Annotated in this window: 25 protein-coding genes; 20 read left to right on the top strand and 5 right to left on the bottom strand. The window is 49.3% G+C overall.

Going from position 1 to position 26,776, the window contains the following annotated elements; translation table 11 throughout:
• Positions 1–9 precede the first annotated feature (9 nt).
• Positions 10–1,386: a glycine--tRNA ligase gene (locus AUC31_RS05990; protein ID WP_174519998.1), complete on the bottom strand. Its 1,377-nt coding sequence runs from the start codon at positions 1,384–1,386 to the stop codon at positions 10–12.
• A 311-nt stretch (positions 1,387–1,697) separates the two neighbouring features.
• Here AUC31_RS05990 and AUC31_RS05995 point away from each other — a divergent pair, with 311 nt between their 5' ends.
• From AUC31_RS05995 to AUC31_RS06030, 8 genes are all read left to right on the top strand, one after another.
• A complete protein-coding gene (locus tag AUC31_RS05995; RefSeq protein WP_058380926.1) occupies positions 1,698–2,336 on the top strand; it encodes a transcriptional regulator CcpN in 639 nt (212 codons plus the stop codon).
• A 10-nt stretch (positions 2,337–2,346) separates the two neighbouring features.
• Entirely contained in the window at positions 2,347–3,156 is an 810-nt protein-coding gene (locus AUC31_RS06000; RefSeq protein WP_058380925.1) for a pyruvate, water dikinase regulatory protein, read from the top strand.
• A gap of 224 nt (positions 3,157–3,380) precedes the next feature.
• Positions 3,381–5,186: a DNA primase gene (gene dnaG / locus AUC31_RS06005; protein ID WP_058380924.1), complete on the top strand. Its 1,806-nt coding sequence runs from the start codon at positions 3,381–3,383 to the stop codon at positions 5,184–5,186.
• A 33-nt stretch (positions 5,187–5,219) separates the two neighbouring features.
• Positions 5,220–6,374 (top strand): RNA polymerase sigma factor RpoD, encoded by a 1,155-nt coding sequence (rpoD, locus tag AUC31_RS06010; protein WP_058380923.1) that lies wholly within the window; start codon positions 5,220–5,222, stop codon positions 6,372–6,374.
• 210 nt (positions 6,375–6,584) lie between these two features.
• A complete protein-coding gene (locus AUC31_RS06015; protein WP_058380922.1) occupies positions 6,585–7,724 on the top strand; it encodes an acyl-CoA dehydrogenase in 1,140 nt (379 codons plus the stop codon).
• 191 nt (positions 7,725–7,915) lie between these two features.
• Positions 7,916–8,305 carry a cytochrome c550 gene (gene cccA / locus AUC31_RS06020; RefSeq protein ID WP_058380921.1) on the top strand — a complete coding sequence of 130 codons (390 nt, stop codon included), beginning with the start codon at positions 7,916–7,918 and terminating at the stop codon, positions 8,303–8,305.
• A 59-nt stretch (positions 8,306–8,364) separates the two neighbouring features.
• Positions 8,365–9,078, top strand: coding sequence for a tRNA (adenine(22)-N(1))-methyltransferase (locus AUC31_RS06025; protein ID WP_058380920.1), 714 nt, complete (start codon positions 8,365–8,367; stop codon positions 9,076–9,078).
• Positions 9,065–10,177, top strand: coding sequence for a Nif3-like dinuclear metal center hexameric protein (locus tag AUC31_RS06030; RefSeq protein WP_058380919.1), 1,113 nt, complete (start codon positions 9,065–9,067; stop codon positions 10,175–10,177). The genes AUC31_RS06025 and AUC31_RS06030 overlap by 14 nt, the downstream gene beginning before the upstream one ends.
• Positions 10,178–10,223: 46 nt before the next feature.
• On the opposite strand, the gene AUC31_RS06035 is transcribed toward AUC31_RS06030, so the two are convergent.
• Entirely contained in the window at positions 10,224–11,204 is a 981-nt protein-coding gene (locus tag AUC31_RS06035) for a 4-hydroxy-3-methylbut-2-enyl diphosphate reductase (protein WP_058380918.1), read from the bottom strand.
• A gap of 131 nt (positions 11,205–11,335) precedes the next feature.
• Here AUC31_RS06035 and AUC31_RS06040 point away from each other — a divergent pair, with 131 nt between their 5' ends.
• The 5 genes from AUC31_RS06040 (at position 11,336) to AUC31_RS06060 (ending at position 15,828) form a co-directional block, all read left to right on the top strand.
• Entirely contained in the window at positions 11,336–12,631 is a 1,296-nt protein-coding gene (locus AUC31_RS06040; protein ID WP_058380917.1) for a DEAD/DEAH box helicase, read from the top strand.
• A gap of 12 nt (positions 12,632–12,643) precedes the next feature.
• Positions 12,644–13,546 (top strand): deoxyribonuclease IV, encoded by a 903-nt coding sequence (locus tag AUC31_RS06045; protein ID WP_058380916.1) that lies wholly within the window; start codon positions 12,644–12,646, stop codon positions 13,544–13,546.
• A 254-nt stretch (positions 13,547–13,800) separates the two neighbouring features.
• Positions 13,801–14,574, top strand: coding sequence for a metal ABC transporter ATP-binding protein (locus tag AUC31_RS06050; protein WP_058380915.1), 774 nt, complete (start codon positions 13,801–13,803; stop codon positions 14,572–14,574).
• Entirely contained in the window at positions 14,567–15,421 is an 855-nt protein-coding gene (locus AUC31_RS06055; protein ID WP_058380914.1) for a metal ABC transporter permease, read from the top strand. Before AUC31_RS06050 ends, AUC31_RS06055 begins: the two co-directional genes overlap by 8 nt.
• Complete coding sequence (locus AUC31_RS06060; protein ID WP_058380913.1) at positions 15,418–15,828, top strand: Fur family transcriptional regulator; 411 nt, start codon at positions 15,418–15,420, stop codon at positions 15,826–15,828. Before AUC31_RS06055 ends, AUC31_RS06060 begins: the two co-directional genes overlap by 4 nt.
• A 109-nt stretch (positions 15,829–15,937) precedes the next feature.
• On the opposite strand, the gene AUC31_RS06065 is transcribed toward AUC31_RS06060, so the two are convergent.
• The 3 genes from AUC31_RS06065 to AUC31_RS06075 all read right to left on the bottom strand — a co-directional run bounded on the left by AUC31_RS06065 (position 15,938) and on the right by AUC31_RS06075 (position 18,357).
• On the bottom strand, positions 15,938–16,525 hold the full coding sequence (locus AUC31_RS06065; RefSeq protein WP_058380912.1) for a hypothetical protein: 588 nt from the start codon (positions 16,523–16,525) through the stop codon (positions 15,938–15,940).
• A gap of 12 nt (positions 16,526–16,537) precedes the next feature.
• Positions 16,538–17,665, bottom strand: a complete 1,128-nt coding sequence (gene ispG / locus AUC31_RS06070; RefSeq protein ID WP_058380911.1) for a flavodoxin-dependent (E)-4-hydroxy-3-methylbut-2-enyl-diphosphate synthase — start codon at positions 17,663–17,665, stop codon at positions 16,538–16,540.
• 176 nt (positions 17,666–17,841) lie between these two features.
• Positions 17,842–18,357, bottom strand: coding sequence for a DUF1189 family protein (locus tag AUC31_RS06075; RefSeq protein ID WP_058380910.1), 516 nt, complete (start codon positions 18,355–18,357; stop codon positions 17,842–17,844).
• A gap of 170 nt (positions 18,358–18,527) precedes the next feature.
• Between AUC31_RS06075 and AUC31_RS06080 the strand changes: the two genes are divergently transcribed.
• From AUC31_RS06080 to pstA, 7 genes are all read left to right on the top strand, one after another.
• Complete coding sequence (locus AUC31_RS06080) at positions 18,528–20,159, top strand: Na/Pi cotransporter family protein (RefSeq protein WP_058380909.1); 1,632 nt, start codon at positions 18,528–18,530, stop codon at positions 20,157–20,159.
• A gap of 85 nt (positions 20,160–20,244) precedes the next feature.
• Positions 20,245–20,727, top strand: a complete 483-nt coding sequence (locus AUC31_RS06085; protein ID WP_058380908.1) for a DUF456 domain-containing protein — start codon at positions 20,245–20,247, stop codon at positions 20,725–20,727.
• Between the two features lie 117 nt (positions 20,728–20,844).
• Positions 20,845–21,453, top strand: coding sequence for a superoxide dismutase SodA (sodA, locus tag AUC31_RS06090; protein WP_058380907.1), 609 nt, complete (start codon positions 20,845–20,847; stop codon positions 21,451–21,453).
• 112 nt (positions 21,454–21,565) lie between these two features.
• Positions 21,566–23,734, top strand: a complete 2,169-nt coding sequence (locus AUC31_RS06095) for a peptidoglycan D,D-transpeptidase FtsI family protein (protein WP_058380906.1) — start codon at positions 21,566–21,568, stop codon at positions 23,732–23,734.
• A gap of 194 nt (positions 23,735–23,928) precedes the next feature.
• Positions 23,929–24,885, top strand: a complete 957-nt coding sequence (locus tag AUC31_RS06100; RefSeq protein WP_058380905.1) for a PstS family phosphate ABC transporter substrate-binding protein — start codon at positions 23,929–23,931, stop codon at positions 24,883–24,885.
• A gap of 70 nt (positions 24,886–24,955) precedes the next feature.
• Positions 24,956–25,882 (top strand): phosphate ABC transporter permease subunit PstC, encoded by a 927-nt coding sequence (gene pstC, locus AUC31_RS06105; protein WP_058380904.1) that lies wholly within the window; start codon positions 24,956–24,958, stop codon positions 25,880–25,882.
• A 1-nt stretch (position 25,883) separates the two neighbouring features.
• A complete protein-coding gene (pstA, locus tag AUC31_RS06110; protein WP_058380903.1) occupies positions 25,884–26,762 on the top strand; it encodes a phosphate ABC transporter permease PstA in 879 nt (292 codons plus the stop codon).
• Positions 26,763–26,776: the final 14 nt, after the last annotated feature.

Here is a 26,776-nt window from a genome sequence, read left to right on the forward strand (position 1 = left end):
GTCTTTTTTTTAGAATTGGATATGCTGTTCGATATACGCCTGCACGTCTTTGATCGGCATGCGGACTTGTTCCATGGAATCGCGGTGGCGCACGGTTACTTCACCGTCTTCGACCGAATCGAAATCATAAGTGATGCAGAACGGCGTGCCGATTTCATCCTGGCGGCGGTAGCGTTTCCCGATGGACTGGGATTCGTCGTAATCGACCATGAAATGCTTCGCAAGGTCTGCGAATACTTCCGTCGCGCCTTCAGAAAGTTTTTTCGATAAAGGCAATACCGCAGCCTTGTATGGCGCAAGTGCCGGATGGAACTTCAGCACTGTGCGTGTATCGTCATTGTCCAAGCTTTCTTCCTGGAATGCATCCACTAGGAAAGCAAGTGTCACGCGGTCTGCGCCGAGGGATGGTTCGATGCAATACGGGACGTAGCGTTCGTTGGTTTGCGGGTCGATGTAATTGAAATCTTCGCCCGAATATTCCATGTGGCGTTTCAAATCGAAATCGGTGCGGTCAGCGATGCCCCACAGTTCGCCCCAGCCGAATGGGAATTTGTATTCGATGTCGACAGTGGCGTTCGAGTAATGGGACAACTCATCGGCGTCGTGCTCACGCAAGCGCATATTGTCTTCGTCCATGTTCAGCTCGAGCAGCCAGTTTTTGCAGAAATCGCGCCAGTACGCATACCACTCAAGGTCTTCGCCTGGTTTGCAGAAGAATTCCAGCTCCATTTGCTCGAATTCACGCGTGCGGAACGTGAAGTTCCCCGGTGTGATTTCGTTGCGGAAACTCTTGCCGATCTGTGCAATCCCGAACGGCATTTTCTTGCGCATCGAGCGCTGGACGTTTTTATAGTTGACGAAGATCCCTTGTGCCGTCTCCGGGCGCAAATACACTTCGTTCGTCGATGATTCAGTGACGCCTTGGAATGTCTTGAACATCAAATTGAACTGGCGGATTTCGGTGAAATCAGCTTTGCCGCAAGTCGGGCACGTGATTTCATGTTCGTCGATCAATTCTTTCATGCGCTCAAACGACAAGCCGTCGACGATGAGTTCAATGCCTTTTTCATCCAATGCGTTTTCGATCAGCTTATCGGCACGGTGACGCGATTTGCAGGCTTTGCAATCGATCATCGGGTCGTTGAAGTTGCCGAGGTGGCCGGATGCCTCCCATGTTTTCGGGTTCATCAGGATGGCAGCGTCGAGTCCGACGTTGTGAACGGATTCCTGGACGAATTTTTTCCACCATGCTTTTTTGATATTGTTTTTCAACTCGACGCCGAGTGGGCCATAATCCCACGTATTGGCGAGACCTCCATAAATCTCAGAGCCCGGAAAGACGAACCCCCGGTGTTTGGCTAATGATACTACTTTTTCCATTGACATCTTCATTACCTCCATAAAATAAAAAAATCGCACACGCCACGGACAAATGTCCGAGGACGAGTACGTTACCCGCGGTTCCACCTCGATTGGCTGAAAGACCAGCCCGCTCGCATTACCTATGGCTCCGGATTGCCGTTTCCCGCTTTGCAGGCTTTCACCATCCCTGCTCGCTTCATGCGCGGTACTTATCGATCCATCATTGCCATTATTTGATTCCCGATTATTGTATCATGGCAATCTTTTCTTCGCAATATGGCATGTAATAGTATATAATAATTGGTATTGAGTATAACATATTTGAATTTGAGGCGGTGAGTCCAATCGAACTCAATAAGCGGCAAGAGGAAATTTTACAGATCGTCAAAGGCAACGGCCCGATTACAGGCGAGCAGATCGCAGACCGTCTGAATTTGACGCGCGCCACGCTTCGGCCGGATTTGGCTATTTTGACGATGGCAGGCTTTTTAGATGCCAGGCCGCGTGTCGGTTATTTTTATTCGGGCAAGAAACCGGGCCAGGATATAACCGATACGATGAACAATATGAAAGTGAAAGATTTTCAGTCGATCCCTGTCGTAGTCAGGGATGATGTCAGCGTATACGATGCCATCAGTCAGATGTTTCTGGATGACGTCGGGACGCTTTTTGTTGTGGATAAAAAATCCTGCCTCGCAGGTGTCCTGTCGCGCAAAGATCTATTGCGCACCAGCCTCGGCAATCAGGATTTGAATGCCATTCCTGTACATATCATCATGACGCGCATGCCAAACATCACCTATTGTTTGCGCAATGATTCGCTCATACAGGCTGCAAACCGGCTGATCAACCAGCAAATCGACGCATTGCCGGTCGTCGAAGAACAACCGGAAGGGTATAAGGTCGTCGGCAGGCTGACAAAGACCAATATTACGCGGGCATTTTTGTCCCTTTCGGAAAACCACGAACTGTGAGGTGCAGAATATGAGTTTATTGCGCGTTTTTATCGTCTCCGATTCGGTAGGCGAAACCGGAGAGCTTGTCGCAAAAGCGGCCATCAGCCAATACTTGAATACAGAACAGAACGCCGTCTTGAAGCGGTTCCCGTATATCGATTCCATTGAACATTTGCAGGAAATCATCAAACTGGCAGAAGGGCAGCGGGCAGTGATCGTCTATACGCTTGTCTCGAAAGAGCTGCGCCATTTCGTTGAACGCGAAACGGCGCGAAACGGCATCAAAGCGATCGACTTGATGGGCCCATTGCTCGATGCGCTAGAAGAGGAGCTGCATTCAGCGCCGATCGGTGAAGCCGGCCTGGTGCGCAAGCTCGACGACGATTACTTCAAGAAAGTCGAAGCGATCGAATTTGCGGTCAAATACGACGATGGGCGCGACCCGCGCGGCATCTTGCTTGCGGATATCGTCTTGGTGGGGGTGTCGAGAACATCGAAAACCCCATTATCTCAGTATTTGGCCCATAAACGGCTGAAAGTGGCCAATGTGCCGCTCGTGCCTGAAGTGGATCCGCCGGATGAACTGTTCGATGTGGATCCGAAAAAATGCTTCGGCTTGGTCATTTCTCCAGAGAAGCTCAACAATATCCGCAAAGAGCGGTTGATTGCACTCGGATTGAACGATGATGCCAATTACGCGAAGTTGGACCGCATCCATGAAGAAATCGTCCATTTCCGCAAAGTGGTCGATCGCATCGGCTGTGAGACGCTAGACGTTACGAATCGCGCCGTTGAGGAAACGGCGAATTTAATTCTCGGCAAACTCCAGAAACAATAAGAGGATTCCGCCTATCAGGGCGGTTTTTCTTATGCTTGTATAATAGAAAGACCGTTTTTCTACGCCTTTCTATGGATTTTTACAAAAAAACGTTTTATAATGAAGAATTGTGGCTAAAGCTTAATAACAACATGATAAGCTTTCCCATCTTTTTGTCGAAATTTGAAGGATTTTAGCGGATTTCAACGAATAAAGTAAAGTAAGCAAATAAAGATGGTGATAAGGTGTCCAATCGAATTCCTGAAGAAGTGATCGAAGAAATCCGTTCTAAAGCGGATATTGTGGACGTCGTGGGCGAATATGTCCAATTGACGAAAAGAGGCCGCAATTGGTTTGGTCTCTGTCCCTTCCACGGGGAGAGCACACCGTCCTTTTCAGTGACGGCCGATAAGCAGATTTTCCATTGCTTCGGCTGCGGGGCTGGCGGCAACGCCATCACGTTCTTGATGGATATCGAAAACATCAGTTTCCAGGAAGCGCTGGTCAAACTCGGCGAGCGTTCAGGAATTGAAATCGATGTCCAGCCAGGAGAAGGCAAAGGGGCAGCCCAGGCAAGAAATGACGACCCGCTCATTTTGATGCATGAATTCGCTGCTGATATGTACCATCACATTTTGCTGAACACAGAAGAAGGGCAAGCAGCTCTTGATTATTTGGAGAATCGGGGATTCACCCAGGAAATCATCGAAAAATACCGGATCGGCTGGGCGCTTCCTGAATGGAACTATATGGAAGTTGCGTTACGCAGAAAAGGGTACGACGATGAACAATTGGAAGCGAGCGGGCTGGCCATCAAGCGTGAGAAATCCGATGGCTGGTTCGACCGTTTCCGTGGCAGGATCATGTTTCCGATCATGAACGAAAACGGCAAGGCCATTGCGTTTTCGGGAAGGGTGCTTGAGCAGTCGAAGCAGGAAGCGAAATACATGAACAGCCCTGAATCACCGATTTTCCAAAAAAGCCAAGTTCTCTATAATGTCCATCTGGCTCGCGGCGCTATCCGGAAAAACCGGAAAATCGTCCTGTTCGAAGGTTTTATGGATGTCATTGCTGCAGGAAAAGCTGGCATCGACAATGCGCTTGCGACGATGGGGACATCGCTGACATCGCAGCATATCCGCCAAATGAAGCGTTTTGCGCAGGAAGTGGTCGTTTGCTTTGACGGCGATGATGCCGGATGGGAAGCGGCCAAACGAGCGGCGGTGCCGCTTGAGGAAGCGAATTTCAAAGTCGGGATTGCGGTGCTGCCGAATGGCATGGACCCCGATGACTATGTCCGCCAAAACGGCGCCGATGCTTTTCGGGAGAACGTCATCGAAAAGCCGCAAACCTTTATCGCATTCGCGATGATGCATGCGCGCCGCCATAAGAACTTTCAATATGAAAACGATCTCCTTCAATATATTCAAGAGGTACTCCAGTTATTGGCCGGTAAATCCTCTCCTGTTGAAAGGGATTTGTATATTAAGCAGCTGTCGGCCGAAACTAAGCTTTCAGAAGAAGCCATATTGCAGCAGTACAGGCGCTTAGAAACACGCAGCATCGAACGCAGCCGGCCAAAAGCCGCTGAATCGGTCCAGGCAGCCCCCAAAAGGGAGCAAAAGAAAATCACGTCGCTGCACCGCGCAGAACGTTTGCTGTTCGCACACGCTCTCGCAGACCCGGCCGTGATGGACAAGCTGGCCCGTGAAGTGGAAACCATTCCGTTCATCAGTGAAGAATACCAAGCGCTTTATGTTCAGCTGCTCGGTTTTTACGAGGAATGGGAAAAAGCGGATTTCCATAAGTTCTTGGAAACCCTAACGGATCAAGAGCTCCGGAAGTTAGTGATGGAGACGGCCTTGGCCGAGAGAGATCCCGAACACCCGGAAGAAGAGATCGAAGATTGCCTGAAGCACTTGAACAAGCATCGTATCGAGCAACAAATCAATTTAAAAATCCAGCAATCAAAAGAAGCGGAAAAACAGCATGATTTGAAGCGCGCTTTGCTTCTAGCACAAGAAGTGATTGCTTTACGGAAATCATTGTAGATTATTCCGGTTTTTTCTAAAGGAGGAAGTTGTATGGCTGAGAAATCTGAACGCCAAACAGAAGTCGTAACAAACAGCATCCCGTTGCCTGCTGAAGGCCCGGAAGCAAGTGTAGAAGACGCGAAAAAGCAATTGATCGAACAAGGGAAAAAAACCGGAGAATTGAACTACGAACAGATTGCCGATAAATTGGCTATTTTTGAAATGGAATCGGACCAAGTAGAGGAATTCATCGATCAATTGGAAGGGCACGGCATCGAACTTGAACGCAAGAGCGATGATGAAGAACATTTGGATCGTCTCATGAAACCAACCGAGGAGAAGTTCGACTTGAACGACTTGAGCGTACCGCCAGGCGTCAAGATCAACGACCCGGTCCGCATGTACTTGAAAGAGATCGGCCGAGTCGACCTATTGAAGGCCGAAGAAGAAGTACGTCTTGCAAAATTGATTGAACAAGGCGACGAAGAAGCGAAAAAACGCCTCGCAGAAGCCAACTTGCGTCTTGTCGTCTCAATCGCGAAACGTTATGTAGGCCGCGGCATGCTGTTCTTGGACTTAATCCAAGAAGGGAATATGGGGCTTATCAAAGCAGTCGAGAAGTTCGACTACTCGAAAGGCTTCAAATTCAGCACTTACGCCACGTGGTGGATCCGCCAAGCCATCACGCGCGCCATCGCCGACCAGGCACGGACCATCCGCATCCCGGTCCATATGGTTGAAACGATCAACAAATTGATCCGCGTACAGCGCCAGCTATTGCAGGATCTTGGCCGCGAGCCTTCTCCGGAAGAAATCGGCGAAGAGATGGATCTATTGCCTGAAAAAGTACGTGAGATCCTGAAGATCGCCCAAGAACCGGTCTCACTCGAAACGCCGATCGGTGAAGAAGACGATTCGCATTTAGGAGATTTTATCGAAGATTCCGATGCACAATCGCCATCTGACCATGCGGCTTATGAACTGTTAAAAGAGCAATTGGAAGATGTGCTCGACACGTTGACCGACAGAGAAGAAAATGTCTTGCGCCTGCGTTTTGGCCTGGATGACGGCCGCACGCGGACGCTAGAAGAAGTTGGCAAAGTATTTGGCGTGACGCGCGAGCGCATTCGCCAAATCGAAGCGAAAGCTCTCCGCAAACTGCGCCATCCATCACGCAGCAAGCGCTTGAAAGATTTCTTGGAGTAAACGGAATAGATCCTTCCAGGCCAAAAGCCTGGAAGGATTTTTTTGCGTTCAATGGCATTGCCGAAGCCGTACAACCGTCCGGCAAAAAGCCGAACATTCCGTCTGAGTAACAACATATTGGAATAACTTTCTGTTATGCCTTGCTTGTGTCGGAATTTTAGCTATATAATGAATATTGTAAGCGTATTCATAGCAAAGGGGATGTAAGATATGAATTTCGATTTGACACAAGAACAGCAAATGATTAAGAAGACAATGCGGGAATTCGCCGATAAAGTGGTGGCACCAGGTGCCGTCGACCGCGACCGTACGAAAGAATTTCCAAAAGAGGCTTTCAAGCAGCTGTCCGACATGGGGATGATGGGCTTGCCGTTTGATGAGGCTTATGGCGGAGCCGGTGCGGATACGACGAGTTTTGCGATTGTCACTGAAGAATTGAGCCGCGTCTGTGCTTCAACAGGCATCACATATTCTGCTCATATCTCGCTTGGCGGTGCTCCGCTCAGCTTGTTTGGGACAGAAGAGCAGAAACAGAAATATTTGACGCCGATTTGTTCGGGGGAATCGTTCGGAGCGTTTGGGCTGACGGAGCCGAATGCCGGATCGGATGCCGGGGGAACGGAAACCCGTGCTGTGGAAGACGGGGACGACTGGGTCATTAATGGATCGAAAGTATATATCACTAACGCAAGCCACGCAAAGCATTTGGCGATTACCGCCATTACCGGCATGAACGATGGCAAAAAAGAAATCAGCGCTATCATCGTACCGACGGATGCTGAAGGATTTACCATCATCGACAATTACGAGAAAATGGGCTTGAATGCTTCCAATACGACTGAATTGGTGCTCGAGAACGTCCGTGTCCCGAAAGAGAACCTGCTCGGCAAGCGCGGCGAAGGCTTCAAGCAATTTCTTGTGACGCTTGATGGCGGGCGCATCGGCATTGCGGCGATGGCCGTCGGGATCGCGCAAGGCGCGTTCAATAAAGCGCTCGCCTATGCAAAAGAACGCAAGCAGTTCGGCAAAACTTTATCGGAATTCCAAGTGACGCAATTCAAGCTCGCCGATATGGCGATGAAGATTGAACTCGCACGCACGATGGTCTATAAAGCGGCATGGCTGAAAGACCAGGGGCGCCCGTTCACGAAAGAAGCGTCCATGGCCAAACTATATGCTTCCGAAATGGCGATGGAAGTGGCGGATGAAGCCATTCAAATCCATGGCGGCTACGGCTATATGAAAGAATACGAAGTCGAGCGTTATATGCGCGACGCCAAGCTGCTAGAGATCGGCGAGGGGACATCGGAAGTCCAGCGCATGGTCATTTCACGCCTTGTCGGCTGCTAATTAAATCAGCAAAACTGTGAAGCTTTGACTGCTTGTTCATTGCCGTCAACAGAATCCTTCGAATTTACCGATTTTGTCACAATACGGCAATTATTATCCGTTATGGCTTTTCGTTTACTGGATAATACAGTACAATAATGAATGATACTTATACTATCATCAAGCAGAACACAGTAGAAGGAGGGTTACGGATGCAAAAGAATGCAATTGTACCTTATATCTTAATCATGGCTTTCGGTATTGGCCTGATTTTCTTCCTGTCATTGGAAGGAGTCGGCAACGAAGCTGAAATCGCTGAAGAACAAGCGGCAGAAGAAGGCGGCGGAGAAGCAGCTGAAGGCGAAGGCGGAGAAGAAGCGGCAAGCGGCGACTTCGACCCAGAAGCTACAGCTGAAGCAAGCTGTGTTTCTTGCCACGGTTCAAGCTATGAAGGCGGAGTCGGCCCATCATTGGTGGCTACAGAGCTTGGCCAAGAAGAAATCGAAGAAATCCTGATCAACGGCAAAGGAACAATGCCTCCAGGACTTGTGCCTGAAGAGAACGTAGCAGCAATGGCTGAGTGGGTACTTTCACTCGAATAGCATCAAAAACCCTTAGTTCTTCTGGAGCTAAGGGTTTTTTGTCAATTAGGAGGAACTTTATGAACGCGCAGCAATTATCAGTTCGATTAATGAAAGTGGCAGAACATGTGCAAGCGGGAGCGGTCGTAGCAGATATCGGTTCAGATCATGCCTATTTGCCTTGCCACCTCCTCCATCACGGCATCGCAAGCCGTGCGGTTGCCGGAGAAATCGTCAAAGGCCCTTATGAATCAGCGAAAAAGCAAGTACGCGCGGAAGGGCTTGAAGACAAAATTACGGTCCGGCTCGCCCCCGGGCTTGAAGCAATCGAGCCATCAGACGGGATTACAGCGGTGACCATTGCCGGAATGGGCGGCACGCTGATCGCTTCCATCTTGGAAGAAGGAGAAGGGCGGCTTGAAGGGGTGAAGCGATTGATCCTTCAGCCGAACGTCCACGCGCAAGCGATACGGCAGTGGGCAGTCCAAAACGGCTGGCATATCGTCGCAGAAGAGATCTTGAAAGAAAAAGACAAAATCTACGAGATCCTCGTGCTGGAGCCGACTGCTGAAGAAGTGCAGTTGGATGCGAAGCAATTGTTATTCGGTCCACAGTTATTGAAACAGCAAAATGACATTTTCAAGGAAAAATGGCAGCGCGAAGCAGCGCAATGGAAAGCGATTGCCGAACGCTTGGAGAACGCACAACAAAACGAGGACATTCGTACGAAAAGAGAGCAATTGCTCGGGAAAATCGCATTGATGGAAGAGGTGTTCGTGGATGAAAATTCCTAACGGGCAACAGATCATCGAACAGTTCGAGAAATGGTCGCCGAAATATTTGGCGATGGAAGGAGATCCAATCGGTCTGCATGTTGGTACCTTGAATAAAAAAATCGAACGCGTACTAGTGACGCTGGACGTCGATGATACGGTGGTAGAAGAGGCGATTGAAAAAGGCGCTGGCCTTATCATTGCGCATCATCCGCCGATTTTCCGTCCTTTGAAAAATCTGCAGACGGATTTCCCTCAAGGCCGATTGATGGAAAAACTGATCAAAAATGATATTGCGGTATATGCAGCACATACAAACCTTGATATTGCTTGGGGCGGCGTCAATGACCTGTTGGCGGATGCGCTCGGATTGAATGACACAGAAGTATTGGTGAAGACGTACGAAGCAGAGCTTGTGAAGATTGCTGTATTCGTGCCCGAAAGCCATGAAGACCAAGTGAGAAAAGCCTTCGGCGATGCGGGCGCCGGAGCAATTGGCGATTATGAGTATTGCAGCTATACCTTGTCCGGCACAGGGCGATTCCGTCCAAATGCATCAGCCGATCCGTATATCGGGGAAGCGGGCAAAATGGAAGAAACTGCGGAATCGAAAATTGAAGTCGTTGTCAGGAAAGCCGAAAAAGACCGCGTAATCCGCGCGATGATGGCGGCCCATCCTTATGAAGAACCGGCATACGACGTGTTCACCTTGGAAAACAAAGAGCTGCCGATGGGGCTTGGCCGCATCGGGCGCTTGAAAGAAGAGATGAACTTGGATACGTTTGCGGAGCATGTGAAAACAAGTTTGGATGTGCCGTTTGTCCGTGTTGTCGGAACTGGCGATGAAACGATCAAAAAAGTAGCGGTGCTTGGCGGCGACGGCAATAAATACATCCAGCAGGCAAAACGCGCCGGAGCGGATGTCTACGTAACGGGTGACCTCTATTTCCACGTCGCACAAGATGCACAGGCAATCGGCTTGCCTGTGATTGACCCTGGGCACCATGTCGAGAAAGTGATGATTCAGGGAGTCGTGGACCATATGACAGAAAAAGGCGCTAACTGGCAATGTGAATTCCTGCCGTCTGAAGTAAATACAGAGCCGTTTCGCTTAAAGTGAAGACGTAAAAAAAAGAGGCCCCGTTCAGGGCCTCTTTTTTTAGGTTTTATTCATTCACCGGATACGGTTCGATGCGGTCCGATGGTTTCGGATGCTTGATTTTCGGCAAGATTTTATTAAGTGGTACGGAACGCTCGAGTGTGTGCGTTTCCGGATCTTCCGGATCGTATTGATCCAAGAACTTCATGACTTCTTTGACGATCGGTGTAGGTGTTGAGGCGCCAGCGGTCAAGGCGACCGTTTCGATGCCTTCGAGCCATTCCAATTTCAATTCAGACAAATCAGAGATGCGGTAAGCCGGCGTGCCTGCGATATCCTGCGATACTTGCGCCAGGCGGTTGGAGTTATTGCTCATCGGGTCGCCGATGACCAATAAAAGATCGGTATCCCCGGCTTGTTCCGCGACTGCTTCCTGTCGAACTTGTGTAGCCAAGCAGATTTCTTTATGGACTTCAGCCTGCGGGAAACGTTCTTTCAAGCGTTCCATCAAGTGGACGACATCCCATTGGCTCATCGTCGTTTGGTTAGTAATGATGATCTTATCTTCATTCAGCTCAAGGGCATTGACGTCTTCGAGCTTTTCAACCAAGTGGACGAGGTCTGGAGCGACGCCGATTGCGCCTTCCGGTTCCGGGTGGCCGCTCTTGCCGATGTAGATTATGTGGTAGCCTTCCGCCGTCTTCTCGCGGATCAAGTCATGCGTCACGGTGACATCAGGACATGTGGCATCAATCGAAACGAGCCCTTTTCTTCTGGCCAGTTCACGCACTTGCGGCGATACGCCGTGTGCTGTGAAAATGACGGTGCCCGTCTCAACTTTCTCCAAGATTTCCAGGCGGTTGGTGCCGTCAAGGGTGATGATGCCGTCTTGTTCGAATGCATCCGTCACGTGTTTATTGTGGACAATCATGCCCAATATATAAATCGGGCGCGGCAAGGTTTCATCCATGGCTGCATTTTTCGCGATAACCATGGCGTCCACTACCCCGTAACAATAGCCTCTTGGCGATATCTTTTTTACTTTCATTATCAAACCGCACTCCTTTCAACATCATGACTTCATTATAACGGAGACGCCGCTTCTTTACAAAAGATGCATCGCTCAGGAGAGCTATTTTATGCTATAATAGCTAGAGCTTAAGGAGGGAACTATATCCCATGACAAAATTCAACGAATACCGTCTCAAGCCATTTTTGCTTGAAGCGGTCGAAAAACTCGGTTTCACAGAACCGACAGCTATCCAAAAGGAAATGATTCCGCAAATCATGAGTGGAAACAGTGCCATTGGCCAGTCCCATACAGGTACAGGCAAGACCCATAGCTTTATCATCCCGATCGTCGAACGTATAGATGTGTCGAAACAGGAAGTGCAAGCGGTGATCGCTGCACCGACACGTGAACTTGGAACACAGATCTTTAACGAAATCCAGAAACTGATCGGCGATTCCGGCATCGAAGTGAAGTCGTTCATCGGAGGAACGGATAAACAGCGTTCAATCAATAAATTGAAAACGCAGCCGCATATCGTTATCGGGACACCAGGACGCTTGAAAGACCTCGTCAACGAAAATGCGTTGCTCGTCCATACCGCGAAGATCCTAGTCGTCGATGAGGCCGACCTAGCATTCGACATGGGCTTTATCGAAGAAATCGACCAAGTCGCAGGGAAAATGCGCGAGGACTTAGAAATGTACGTATTCTCCGCTACAATTCCTGAGAAACTAAAGCCGTTCCTGAAAAAATACATGGCCAACCCAGCGCATATCAAAATCGGCGACAAGCGCCCAGCTGCTGAAGGATTGGACTTTTACCTGGTACCGGTGCGCAGTAAAAAGAAAGTTGAACGCTTACAAGAAGTGATGCAAATCATCAATCCGTATCTTGCGATCATCTTTGTCAATACACGCACGAATGCCGATTACATCGCTGAAGAATTGTCGAAAAAAGGCATCCGCGTAGGGAAGATCCACGGCGATTTGGCACCGCGCGAGCGCGTCAAGATGATGAAACAAGTACGCGATCTGGAGTATCAATACATCGTAGCGACAGACCTTGCTGCTCGCGGAATCGATATCCAAGGCGTCAGCCACGTCATCAACTACGAATTGCCGGAAGACCTCGAATTCTTCATCCACCGCGTCGGGCGGACAGCGCGAGCGGGCCTTAAAGGCGTCGCGATCACTTTGTTCAGCCCGGAAGACGAGGATGCCATTGTCCGCGTCGAGAAGATGGGGATCCCGTTCCAGCAAAAAGACATCGTCAAAGGCGAATTTGTCGACATGAAAGAGCGCCACGGCCGTAAAAAACGAGTGCGTACGGAGAACGAAGCCGATACCAAGGCGAAATCGATGGTCCACAAACCGAAAAGTGTCAAACCGATGTACAAGAAGAAAATGAAATGGAAAATGGACGAAATCAAAAAAGCGGAACGACGCAAAAACCGCAAAAAGTAAGGGGTTTTGTAAATGCTATTAGGATCGCATGTCTCGATGAGCGGCAAGAAGATGCTTCTCGGCGCGAGTGAGGAAGCCGCTTCCTACGGCTCTACGACTTTTATGATCTATACGGGCGCGCCGCAAAATACGCGCCGCAAACCGATCGAAGAATTGAATATCGAAGCGGGACGGGCGCATATGGCAGAGCATGGCCTGTCGAATATCATCGTCCACGCACCTTATATCATCAATATCGCCAACACGACCAAACCGGCAACATTCGAACTAGGTGTTGAGTTCTTGCAGTCGGAAATCGAACGCACGGCAGCACTAGGGGCGGAACAAATCGTCTTGCATCCCGGTGCACATGTCGGCGCGGGAGTGGAAGCCGGCACACAGAAAATCATCGAAGGCTTGAATGAAGTGCTGACGCAGGATTTCCCGGTCAACATCGCCCTTGAGACGATGGCCGGAAAAGGCAGTGAAATCGGGCGTAATTTCGAGGAACTGGCAGCAATCATCAACGGCGTGACGCATAACGAGCGTTTGTCGGTTTGCTTCGATACATGCCATGTCCATGATGCGGGCTATAACATCAAAGAAGATTTCGACGGGGTGCTGGCGGAATTTGACCGCATCATCGGAATTGACCGCCTGCAAGTACTGCACATCAACGATAGCAAAAACGTGCGCGGGGCAGGGAAAGACCGCCACGAAAATATCGGCTTTGGGGAAATCGGTTTTGATGCACTCAATTCGATCGTCCACCATAAACAATTGATGCACGTGCCGAAAATACTTGAAACCCCATATGTCGGACTGGATGCGAAAAAGAAAAAAGCGCCATATGCATATGAGATCGAGATGTTCAAAAACGGCAACTTTGCGCCTGATGACATCGAGAAGATGAAATTGCCGATCGAATCACAATGAATAGGGGAGGAGGCTGTTCCGAAAAGTCATGAAACATGGCATTTCGAACAGCCTCTTTTTTATATGAACTTAAAGGCAGTCCGAATCGGAAAGGATCGCGCAAGATAATGCATTGAGGCCTTTACGATTTGCAAATTGCTTATTTGACTTCCCAAAGCGTTATTTTAAAGCCCAAACGGTTTACAGGAGCACACAACTGCTCTATACTTTTTATAGTAAATCGTAATCATTCTTATTGGAAAAGGGGCGTCCCTATGGCAGCGCCATTGATCAACATTAAAGAAGTCAGCTACGAATATGAACAAACAAAAGCATTGGACCACATTTCGATGACAGTAGAGGCAGGCGACTTCCTGGCGATACTCGGCCCGAACGGATCGGGAAAATCGACTTTATTGAAAATCATGCTCGGGCTCATTCGGCCTTCTGAAGGCAGCGTTGAATTGTTCGGCATTGATTCGAAGCAGTTCAAACACCGCGAATGGATCGGCTATGTGTCGCAAAAATCGAATTCGTTCAACTCGGCATTTCCCGCTACAGTCCAGGAAGTGGTGGCAGGGGGGCTAGCGAAAAAAGCCGGGCTGTTCCATAAATTGCCGAAAAATACAGCACAGCAAGTCGAGGAAGCACTCGATGCAGTGGGCATGAAATCCTTTAAAAACCGCAGCATCAGCGAACTTTCCGGCGGCCAGCAGCAGCGCGTCTTTATCGCGCGCGCACTCGTCTCAAAGCCGAAAGTGCTGATACTCGATGAGCCGACTGTCGGCATCGATGTCCAGAATGTCCAGGCATTCTACGACATGCTCGCTGCGCTCAACCGGGAGCGCAATATTACATTGGTGCTCGTGACGCATGACGTCGATACGGTGACCGACCGCATCTCGCACGTTGCGTGCTTGAACCAGACCATCCATTTCCACGGCTTTAAAGACCAATTGCATATGATGAGCGATGAGAAGCGCGAAGCGTGGTATGGCCATTCCGTCCGGAAAATCCATCATACGGAAGGAAGCCATACACATGCTTGACGCCATCCTGTCCTATGAATTTCTGCAAAACGCATTCGCATCCGGCTTGATCATCGGTGTCATCGCGCCGCTTCTCGGCGTCTTCATCGTCGTCCGGCGGCTGTCGCTGATCGCAGATGCCTTGAGCCATGTAACGCTTGCCGGCATTGCCGGAAGCCTTTATCTAAGCCAAAGTGTCGGGGCGCTTGCGCTACTGAATCCGCTGTATCTCGGGATCGCGTCGTCTGTGATGGGCTCGATGCTCATCGAGCGGCTGCGCAGCGTCTATAAGCATTACGAAGAATTGGCCATTCCGATCATCCTTTCCGCGGGCATTGGCTTCGGCGCCATTTTTATTTCTCTGGCGGAAGGGTTTTCGAGCGATTTGTTCGGCTATCTTTTTGGCACGGTTTCAGCCGTCAGCCGCCAGGATCTGTTTATTGTCGCAGGAATCGCCGTGATCGTGCTGGCGTTTATCCGCATCTTTTTCAAGGAATTGTTTGTCTTGTCCTTCGACGATGAATACGCACGGGCATCCGGTCTTCCTGCAAAATGGATCCACTTTCTGTTCATGATCGTCACGGCATTGGTCATTGCCGGTTCGATGCGCATCGTTGGCATCCTGCTCGTGTCATCACTGATGACCATTCCGGTAGCGACAGCCATGCGCGTCGCCAAAAGCTTCAAGCAAACCATCTGGCTATCGATCCTATTTGGTGAAATATCGGTCTTGACTGGCCTAGTCGCCGCGTTTTATTTTGATCTGGCGCCAGGCGGCACGATTGTCGTTACATCCATTGCTATTTTACTGGTCATTCTGGCTTATCGAAAAATCTCGTTATCTAAGAAAAGGGGGGCAGCCGCATGAATTTAACGAAAGCGTGGGGCATCCTAAAAGAAAACGGTTTTAAAGAAACGACAAAACGCAATCAGATTCTGGAAATCTTCGAAGGGGACGAACGCTATCTGACCGCCCGTGATATTTTGGATGTCATGCAAAAAGACTACCCAAGCATGAGCTACGATACGGTTTACCGAAACCTGGCGACGTTTGTGTCGCTCGACATTTTGGAAGCGACCGAGTTGTCCGGTGAAAAACATTTCCGCATGCATTGCGAAAGCGACCATCACCACCATCATTTCATCTGCATGGATTGCGGCAAGATCAAGGAAATTCCGCTATGCCCGATGGACTTGTTGGGAGCGGCGTTGCCGGCCTATGAAATCGACAACCATAAATTCGAAATCTACGGGAAATGCCCGGAATGCAAATAAACGCTAGTAATGAAAAGGGCCTGACAGCTAATGCTGCCAGGCCCTTTTATCTACTCACAATAGAAACGGGCAAATAAAAAAGAGCGCAAGTTAGACTTGCGCTCTTCGTTTACCGCTTGAGCAATTCCTGTTGGACGCCGAACTCTTTTTTCACCCATTGCTCGGCTTCGAGCCAATCATAGACGCGGACTACCTTATTCGGCACCGGCTCACGGTTGTAAGGGGTGTCGAACAAGATGACCGGAATGTCCAGTTCCTCGGAAATTTCTACCGCATTGTCGTGTTTGTCTTCGAAGAACAAATCGACATTATGCGCTTTGGCGGTGCTGATTTTTTTATGTGTGCCGATCAATTCGATATGGTCGTAAGCAATGGCATGCTGTTCGAACCAATCGAATGTAACGTTTCGAACGTTATCTCCGCGAGCGGAGATAAAATAAAGTTCGTATTGGTCTTTCCAGTTATTGATAATTTGCTTGGCGTCTTTCGAAATAGGAGAAGCCGCGTAAATTTTCGGTTCGTGCTTTTTGAACCAGGAGTAGAACTCTTTTTTATCGAGCTGCGGCAAGGCCGCTGTCAGGTCGTATTCCCGGATATCTTCGATGGTCAGCTCGCTGCCGAACGCTTCATTGATATGGGGAATCAATGAAGTGGGGCAGGTGACGGTGCCATCGATATCGATGCCAAATCGGTACATATGATCACAACCTTATGCTTGTTGTTGTTCAAGTTCCTTTTGCTTTTTCTCTTCCGCTTGTTTGGCGAAATATTCTTCTGCCAATTTATCGATCTCGATCTTCAATTCTTCGACCATTGTTTCTTCAGGCACTTTACGGACTGTTTTCCCGTGCATGAAGAGCAGGCCTTCACCGCGTGCGCCGGCGATGCCGATATCGGCTTCGCGTGCTTCACCCGGTCCGTTGACGGCACAGCCGAGCACAGCGACTTTAAGCGGTGCTTTGATGTGGGAGATGTATTCTTCCACTTCGTTCGCGATGGAAATCAAATCGATTTCGATGCGTCCGCAAGTCGGGCATGAGATGAGCGTCGCTGCGTTCGAAGACAAACCGAAGACTTTCAATAGTTCACGGGCTACTTTGACTTCTTCGACAGGGTCTGCGCTCAAGGAGACGCGGAGTGTATTGCCGATGCCTTTAGCGAGCAATGCCCCAAGACCTGCAGAACTTTTCACAGTTCCGGAGAACAATGTGCCGGATTCTGTAATCCCGAGGTGGAGCGGGTAGTCGAATGCTTTCGATGCTTTTTCATATGCTTCGACAGCAAGGCTCACATCGGATGCTTTCAACGAGACGATGATGTCATGGAAATCAAGGTCTTCTAGGATCTTGATATGGTGCAAGGCTGATTCTACCATGCCGTCCGCTGTCGGGTAGCCGTATTTCTCGAGAATTTTGCGTTCGAGCGAACCGGCGTTTACGCCGATGCGGATCGGGATGCCTTTTGCTTTCGCTGCATTGACGACCGCTTCGACTTTTTCGCGGCGGCCGATATTGCCTGGGTTGATGCGGATTTTATCGGCACCTTGCTCGATCGCGATCAAAGCCAGTTTGTAGTCGAAATGAATATCGACAACGAGCGGGATATTGATGCGTTTCTTGATTTCGCCGATGGCATAAGCTGCCCGCTCATCAGGACAAGCGACACGGACGACTTGGCATCCGGCTTCTTCGAGGCGGAGAATCTCCGCGACCGTTGCTTCTACGTCGTGTGTTTTCGTTGTGGCCATACTTTGTATGAATAGTTCATTGCTGCCGCCAATCGTTATATCGCCGACTTTGACGGGGCGTGTTTTTGAACGGTGAGTCATTTCGCTCATGTTAAAAATCTCTCCTTTTTGTGAGTTTCCGGTAATCCGGACGGTTACTCAGCTTACCCTTGCACGGAATTCACGTGCGGGCCTATTTCTCTTGCCTATAGCCATTTTAGCAGTGTCTCGTTTGAAAAGACAAGAAAGACGGCTGTTCCGTGCAGATTCTTTACAGCTATGCAACATTAGCCCTGTTTTCTAACCGGTGGGGCTTTCGGATAGAAACGCGCTGCACTATATAGAAGAAACAGCGTCCATAAACTCGTCAACAGCGAAATCCACAAGCTATTGATCCAAAAGCTCGCCGCATAGGCGGCAATGGTCGGAACGGTAACGGCGAGTGCCGCTGTGCGCCACATATGGCGGTATTCCCCGCGGCGCTTGAGCCAGGCGAGGAAGCCATAGCCGAACGCCGCAAAGACGCTGATTTTGATGAAATGGTAGAGCGTCGTCGAGACGAATAAAAAAACGAGCGCAAACGGGTAGAGCAGCCATTCGATTTCTTCTATGAATTGCAGCAGGCCTTCTAGTTCAGAGGAGCTCGAGCCGATGCCAAGTACGAACTCGGCAAATGAGATAAGTGAAAGCAATGTGATGAACAAAAAAACGAATTTCAAAATGCGGCCGATCGGCATGATACGGACCGCCGCCCGTTTTTTCGGTTCCATGAAGCTTGCTTTCAATAGTTGGTAGAGATTCACAGCGATCTTCCTTTCCGGTTGTAATGTAATATTATCACGCCTGAAAGGGAAAAAATCGGGCTTATGTTACGGGTTTGTAAATTTTCAATAAAGGTATTTACATTTACTTAGCGAAGTCTTCATAATAGGTGAGGTGTCATTACGTTATATTTAGGAGTTGAATGTGAATCGTGGAAATGAATTGGCAGGAATTGCTGTTTACCTTCTTCGGAGGACTCGGTATTTTCCTATTCTCAATCAAGTATATGGGTGACGCTTTGCAGAAAGCTGCAGGCGATAAACTACGGGACATTTTGGACCGTTTTACGACCAATCCGTTCATGGGTGTCTTGGTCGGTATCATAGTAACGATTTTGATCCAATCGAGCTCAGGGACGACCGTTATCGTCGTCGGTCTCGTAAGCGCAGGCTTCATGACGCTAAGACAAGCAATCGGCGTTATCATGGGTGCGAATATCGGGACGACCGTTACGGCATTCATCATCGGCTTGGACGTCGGAGCGTACGCGTTGCCAATCATGGCGGTCGGTGCATTCTTGATTTTCTTCATCAAGAAAAACCAAATCCAAAATATCGGCCAAGTTATTTTTGGCTTCGGTGGATTGTTCTTCGGGATGGAAACGATGAGCGGGGCAATGAAGCCGCTGCGTGAATTGCCGGCATTCATCGACATGACCGTCAACTTGAGTGAATTCCCGATCCTCGGCGTTGCAGCAGGGACAATCTTCACGTTCATCGTCCAAAGCTCCAGCGGGACGATCGCCATTCTTCAAGGGCTCTACGCAGAGAACTTGGTTACACTTGATGCCGCATTGCCGGTTCTATTCGGTGACAATATCGGGACGACCGTTACAGCTGTGCTCGCAGCACTTGGTACATCCATTGCAGCGCGCCGTGCAGCAGCTGTCCACGTCTTGTTCAATGTCATCGGCTCCATCATCTTCCTGATCCTGCTTGTGCCGTTCACGGCGTATGTCGAGTGGCTCACGGGCGTTTTGAATCTGGAAGCAAAAATGCAGATTGCTTTTGCGCACGGGACGTTCAACGTTGTCAACACCATGATTCAATTCCCGTTGATCGGCGCTTGGGCATACCTTGTGACAAAAGTGATTCCTGGCGACGAAGTGCTTATCGAATTCAAGCCGAAGCATCTCGACTTGAACTTCATCGAACAATCGCCATCGATCGCTCTTGGCCAAGCTAAAGAAGAAGTCTTGCGCATGGGTAAATATTCTGTGCAAGGGCTTGAAGAAACGTATGAGTATTTGAAAACGAAAAGCAAGAAGCATGCTGAAATGGGCTATCAATTGGAAGATGCCATCAATAACCTGGACGGCAAAATTACCGATTACTTGGTGCTCATTTCCGCAGAATCGATCTCGGCAGCGGATTCCACTCGCCACACAATGCTGATGGAAACGGTCCGTGATATCGAACGAATCGGCGACCATTTCGAGAACATCATCGAATTGATCGATTACCAGGAAGCCAATAAAGTGAAATTGACTGCAGAAGCAATGGAAGACTTGGACGAGATGTTCACATTGACCATTGCCACGGTTTCGAAATCACTCGATGCACTCGACACGACAAGCCACGAGCTTGCGCGTGAAGTGGCAGAGCAGGAAGACCTGATCGACAAAATGGAACGCAAATTCCGTAAGAAACACATTCTTCGCCTGAACGAAGGCGCATGTTCCGCACAAGCGGGAATCGTCTTCGTCGACATCGTCAGCAACTTGGAGCGGATCGGCGACCACTCCGTCAACATCGCAGAAGCCATCCTCGGCAACCGCACTTGATTCATACTCCCTTTCATCCTTTACATTTCTTGAAATGTAGGGCACGATGAAAGGGAGTTTTTATATCGGAAAAGGAGGGCTCGTGATGCTCGAAATTGTCGGCTGGGTTTTTATAATTGTATTATTCACCATCGGTTTCATCGGTCTTGTGTACCCAATCATCCCCGCGTCGCTGTTCATTTTCGGCGGATTCATCATATATGGGCTGTTTTTCAGCTTTGCTGATTTGCCGTGGTGGTTCTGGCTCATCGAAATCCTATTTGTCCTGTTATTGTTCGGTGCAGACTTTTTGGCCAATGCGGTCGGCGTGAAGAAGTTCGGCGGTTCAAAAGCCGGGTTGATAGGCAGCACGGTCGGATTGATTTTCGGCCCATTCATTATCCCGTTTGCCGGCATCCTGATCGGCCCGTTCCTCGGTGCCATCATTGCAGAGATGCTTGTCAACAAATCATCGATCAAAAAATCGATCCGCTCCGGAATCGGTTCTGTGGTCGGCTTTATCACATCAGCACTTACGAAAGGCATCATCCAAGCCATAATGGTCGGCTTGTTCTTCTGGGTGATTTGACCGCCGTCTCCGACTAAGGTCTGAAAAACATATGGCGATATGCTTTATATTTGTGTCGGTCTGAAAATTTTGATACGCTAAGAAAGTAGAACAATAGACTCAAGGAGGAATTTAATCATGGCATACGAACTACCGGAACTACCTTACGCGTACGATGCGCTAGAACCGCACATCGACAAAGAAACAATGAACATCCACCACACGAAACACCACAACACGTACGTAACAAACGTAAATGCGGCCTTGGAAGGTCATGACGATCTTTCTTCAAAATCAATCGAAGAATTGGTTTCTGACTTGAACGCAGTGCCGGAAGATATCCGCACAGCTGTCCGCAACAACGGCGGCGGCCATGCGAACCACTCGCTATTCTGGCAGCTTCTTTCCCCGAACGGCGGCGGACAGCCGACTGGCGCGGTAGCTGACGCAATCAACAGCAAATTCGGAAGCTTTGACGAGTTCAAAGAAAAATTCGAAGCTGCGGGCAAAACACGCTTCGGTTCTGGCTGGGCTTGGCTAGTCGTTTCGAACGGCGAACTCGAAGTCACGTCAACGCCAAACCAGGATTCTCCACTATCTGAAGGCAAAACGCCGATCCTTGGAGTGGACGTTTGGGAGCACGCATACTACTTGAAATACCAGAACCGCCGCCCAGACTATTTGGCAGCATTCTGGAATGTTGTTAACTGGGACGAAGTTTCTAAGCGCTACGAAGCTGCTAAATAATTGTTAAATATTGAAACCTGGACACACACTTTTTCGTCTGAAAAAGTGTGTGTTTTTTTATGTCCGTGCTATACTAACAACTGGATATTTTTTTGAAAGGAGCTACGTGCTCATGAAAACCCCTCAAAAACGTCGTGTGTCGCTGGCAAAGTCCAAACTCCAGTCCAATACGACCTTTCGGATGAACATTCTCTTTTTTGCTATTTTTCTGCTGTTTTCCATGCTCATCCTGCGCCTAGGCTATTTGCAGATCGTCAAAGGGGAAGATTACGCCCGTGCGATTGCCCGCACCGAGGAAGTGGCGGTCAATACAAGCGTGCCGCGTGGCAGGATTTTTGATTCCGCCGGACGCCTGCAAGTCGATAACGAGCCCGTCAACAGCATCACTTATACAAAGATGCAGACGACCAAGAGCAGCGAGATGATGGATGTGGCTGAAGAGCTCGCCAAATTGATCGAAAAAGATACGGATAAAGTGACTTTGCGCGATAAGCAAGACTTTTACATACAATTGAATACGGAGAGTGCAACTGAAAAAGTAACAGCTGAAGAACGCGCTGCGATTGAAGCGGAAGATGTGCCTCAAAAGGAAAAGCAACAGAAACTCGATGCCTTGGTCCGTGAGAAAATCACAGACGAAGAACTCGATAGCCTGACGGACGAACAATTAGAAGTGCTCGCGATCTACCGTGAAATGACTTCTGGTTATGCGTTGTCGCCGCAGATCATCAAAGGCGAAGGCGTCACCGACGAAGAGTTCGCCGTCGTGTCTGAGCGCTTGACCGATCCAAAATTGGAAGGCGTCAATACGGTCACTGATTGGAAGCGTGTAAAAATGACCGATTTGACGATTCTCGGAAGCACGACGACGCCTGACCAAGGGATCCCGGCCAATCGCCTCGATTATTATTTAAGCCGCGATTACTCCCGCAATGACCGCGTCGGCACGAGCTTTTTGGAGCAGCAGTATGAAGATGTGCTGCAAGGCCAAAAATCGAGCGTCAAAAACGTCACCGACGGCCGAGGCCGCGTCATCGAAACAGTGCCAGTAGATGAAGGTGAACCCGGCAAAGATTTGGTCTTGACGATTGACAGCGAACTTCAATATGAGTTGGAAGAAATCGTCGAAGAAAAATTGCTTGCATTAAAAGCAGGGCCCAACTCACAGCTCGTCAAGGATGCGTATTTGGTCATGATGAACCCGAAAACCGGAGAAGTCTTGTCGATGGTCGGTAAACGCGTCGGCGAAGATGAAAACGGCAAACGCGTCGTCAATGATTATGCGTTTGGCACATTCACAGCCGCCCATGAAATGGGTTCGACCATCAAGGGGGCTACACTTTTGACGGGATATGCACAAGATGCAGTCGAGATGGGAGAAGTACAGATCGATGAGCCGTTGAAATTTGCGGGGACTACCCAGAAAAATTCGATTTTCAATACGACCCCGTTCAATCGCATCCCGATGAACGATCTGATGGCAATTGAACGGTCATCCAACGTTTATATGTTCAAAATTGCTTTGGATATCGCCGACCGGCAATATCAATACAACCGGCCATTAAGCGTTGCCCCGGAAAGCTTTGCCTTGATGCGCAATTCATACGCCCAATTCGGGCTCGGTGTCGAAACCGGCATCGATTTGCCGAACGAAGGCACCGGCTATCTTGGCGGCGTAAGTCCAGGTACTAAGCTTTTGGACCTTGCAATCGGCCAGTACGATACGTACACTACAATGCAATTGGCACAGTATATCTCCACCATTGCGAACGACGGTTACCGTGTGCAGCCGCATGTCGTCAAGGAGATCCGCAAAGCTTCTCCAGACGGCGAGACGCTCGGACCGATCGAGACGGTCATCGAACCGAAGATCATGAACCGTATCAATAATACACAAGAAGAAATTGACCGTGTCAAAGAAGGCATGCGCAATGTGTATATCGGCAGCTCCGGCTCGGCTCGCGCCCAGTTCAGCGATACGCCGTATACAGCAGCCGGCAAGACCGGTACAGCAGAAGCTTTTTATTTCGAACGGGGCAATCCCTTCCATAACACGGTGAACGTCAATATCGCGCATGTCGGCTTCGCCCCTTATGAAGACCCGGAAATCGCCTACGCGGTCGTCATCCCCTATGTGACGACCGACCCAACCAAAGTTCCAAAAACCAATAATGAAATCGCCCGTGCTGCGGCAGACAAGTATTTTGAATTGAAAGCTAAGCACTCCGAAGACGAAGCGAATGAAATCAAGCCGCCATTTAGCGGCACGCGCATCAAATAAATAAGCGTTCCGTCCATATGAACTAAACCGCCCGACCAAAGTCCTGAACTGGACATTGGTCGGGCGTTTTTTTGTGTTTTTCAATAAGGCTTTCGTCATTTACAATTTCTTAACAATGGCTTCATATGTCCTCAACAATAGAACCGTATAGTTGGTCTTGTAAACAACAAACCATATTAGGGGGAAACATTAAAATGAGAAACTGGAAGTTCGCTATGGCATCAACAATTCTTGGATCGGCACTACTACTTGGCGCATGTGGCAGCACGGAAGAAACTGCAACAGGCAGCGAAACGGCTGATTCCGCTTCAGACGAAGCAGTTGTAGAAGGTTCGGTCACTGGTGACGGATCATCCACAGTCGCACCAATCCTTGAAGGCATTGTTGAAGAATACGCAGCAGTTCAACCTGAAGTCCAAGTAACGGTCGGTGTTTCCGGTACGGGCGGTGGATTCGAAAAATTCATCCAAGGTGAAACAGCTTTCTCGAATGCTTCTCGACCAATTAAAGAAGAAGAAGCAGCTGCTCTAGAAGAAGCAGGCATCGAATACACAGAATTCCTTCTTGCTTATGACGGGCTTTCAGTTGTCGTCAACCAAGAAAACGACTGGGTAGAAGATTTGACAGTTGAAGACCTGAAAAAACTGTGGGTAGAAGATGGCAGCACAAAAATGTGGTCAGACATCAACCCGGAATGGCCGGATGAAGAAGTCGTATTCTATGCGCCAGGAACAGCTTCTGGAACATACGATTATTTCAATGAAGTCATCCTAGAAGAAGAAGACATCGTTGAATCAGCGACATTGTCTGAAGATGACAACACACTTGTTCAAGGTATTCAAGGAGATCCAAACGCCATCGGATTCTTCGGTTATGCATACTACATCGCGAACCAAGATACATTGAAAGTCGTAACGATTGATGGCGTTGAGCCAACTCCTGAAACAATCGAATCCGGTGACTACTCGCCACTGTCACGCCCGCTCTTCACTTACGCCAACAATGCGAAAATTGCTGAAGATGAAGCGGCCTACGACTTCATGCAGTTCACTTTAGAGAACGCTGGGCAAATGGCTGAAGCTGTCGGATACGTTCCATTGGCAGTAGAGGATTACGAGCAAGGCTTGGCAGATCTTGAAGCGTTGAAATAATCAAGTTGCAAGTTCAGTCTTAGGGTGAGCAGCTGCTGCTCGCCTTTTGCGGTTGAAAGGGGATTCTATTATGCGCACATCGGTTCAAGAACTGATCGCAAAGTCGAAAGATAAGAAAAGTAAAAAAATCATTGAGAAACTCATCCCAATTTTGTTGTTCCTGATCGCTTCTGTTTCGGTTTTGACAACCATCGGGATTGTACTGACATTAATCATTGAAACTGTCACCTTCTTTACACGAGTACCGCTTTCTGATTTCATCCTTGGCACGACGTGGCTGCCGTTCGCTAATAGCGGAGCGCAATTCGGCATTTGGCCGCTAATTGTCGGCACACTGAAAATTACCGGCATCGCGATTATCGTAGCTGTGCCGATCGGCATTTCGGCTGCCATTTACTTGAGCGAATACGCTTCTGACAACGTAAGACGCGTCGTCAAGCCGGTTCTTGAAGTCTTGGCAGGAGTCCCAACTATCGTCTACGGCTTTTTCGCCTTGACGTTCGTGACGCCTGTATTGCAAAGCTTCTTTCCGGAAATCAAGATTTTCAATGCGATTTCACCCGGTATCGTCGTCGGCATCATGATCATCCCGATGATCGCTTCGCTGTCGGAAGACGCCATGTCGTCTGTCCCGAAAAGCATCCGCGACGGGGCGCTTGCCATGGGTTCGACAAAATTTGAAGTCGCCTGGAAAATCACCGTTCCAGCAGCATTGTCCGGCATCATTGCGTCTGTTGTGCTCGGCTTGTCCCGCGCAATCGGCGAGACGATGATCGTTTCGCTTGCGGCAGGGTCAACGCCGAAGTTCGATGGCGATTTCACGGGTTCGATCCAGACAATGACCGCCTACATCGTGCAAGTATCCAAAGGCGATGCCGGTTATGGAACGACGATCTACTATTCCATCTATGCGGTCGGGTTTACATTATTCCTCTTCACGATGGCAATGAATATCCTGGCTGGGTATATGTCAAAACGTTTCCGGGAGGAATATTAAGATGAGATACATTGAACAGGAAAAAGTTGTCCGTCGCATGAACGGCCGGATGGTCGTCAACCGTGTCTTCCAAGGGCTCTTCATGTTTGCGACGGCGCTCGCACTGCTGGCGCTGGTCATCTTGCTGTACCGCATCGTCAGTCAAGGTGCGGGGCATCTATCGCTCGACTTCCTTACCAATTTCGCTTCACGGTTCCCAGACCAAGCGGGGATTAAAGCGGCGCTCGTCGGCTCGATCTGGCTAATGGCTGTAGTTGCCCCAACGTCCATTTTGCTGGGTGTGGGATCAGCGATTTATTTAGAAGAATACGCCAAAAAAGGGCGCATCACGACGTTTATCCAAATGAATATTTCCAATTTGGCGGGGGTTCCGTCAGTGGTCTTCGGACTTTTGGGATTGACGATTTTTGTCCGCGCATTAGCGCTCGGCAACAGCATCCTTGCAGCAGGATTTACAATGAGCTTGCTCATCCTGCCGGTCATTATCGTAGCGGCACAGGAAGCAATTCGTTCGGTTCCGGGCGAATTGCGTGATGCATCTTACGGAATGGGTGCAACCAAATGGCAGACCATCGTGCGCATCATCTTGCCGGCAGCAATTCCCGGCATCCTGACAGGCAGCATCTTGGCCTTGTCGCGTGCCATCGGCGAAACAGCACCGCTGATCGTGGTCGGCATCCCGGTTATCATCCAGTTTTTGCCCGAAGGCGTCATGGACACATTCACCGCCTTGCCGATGCAAATCTACGATTGGTCGAGCCGCCCGCAAGCTGAGTTCCAAACGGTCGCAGCTGCCGGGATTATCGTCTTGATGGTCGTGTTGTTATTCATGAATTCAATAGCAGTCTTCATTCGGAACAAATTCGATAAATCCTATTAAAGTGTCATGCGGAA

The organism is Planococcus rifietoensis, assembly GCF_001465795.2.
GTDB lineage: Bacteria > Bacillota > Bacilli > Bacillales_A > Planococcaceae > Planococcus > Planococcus rifietoensis.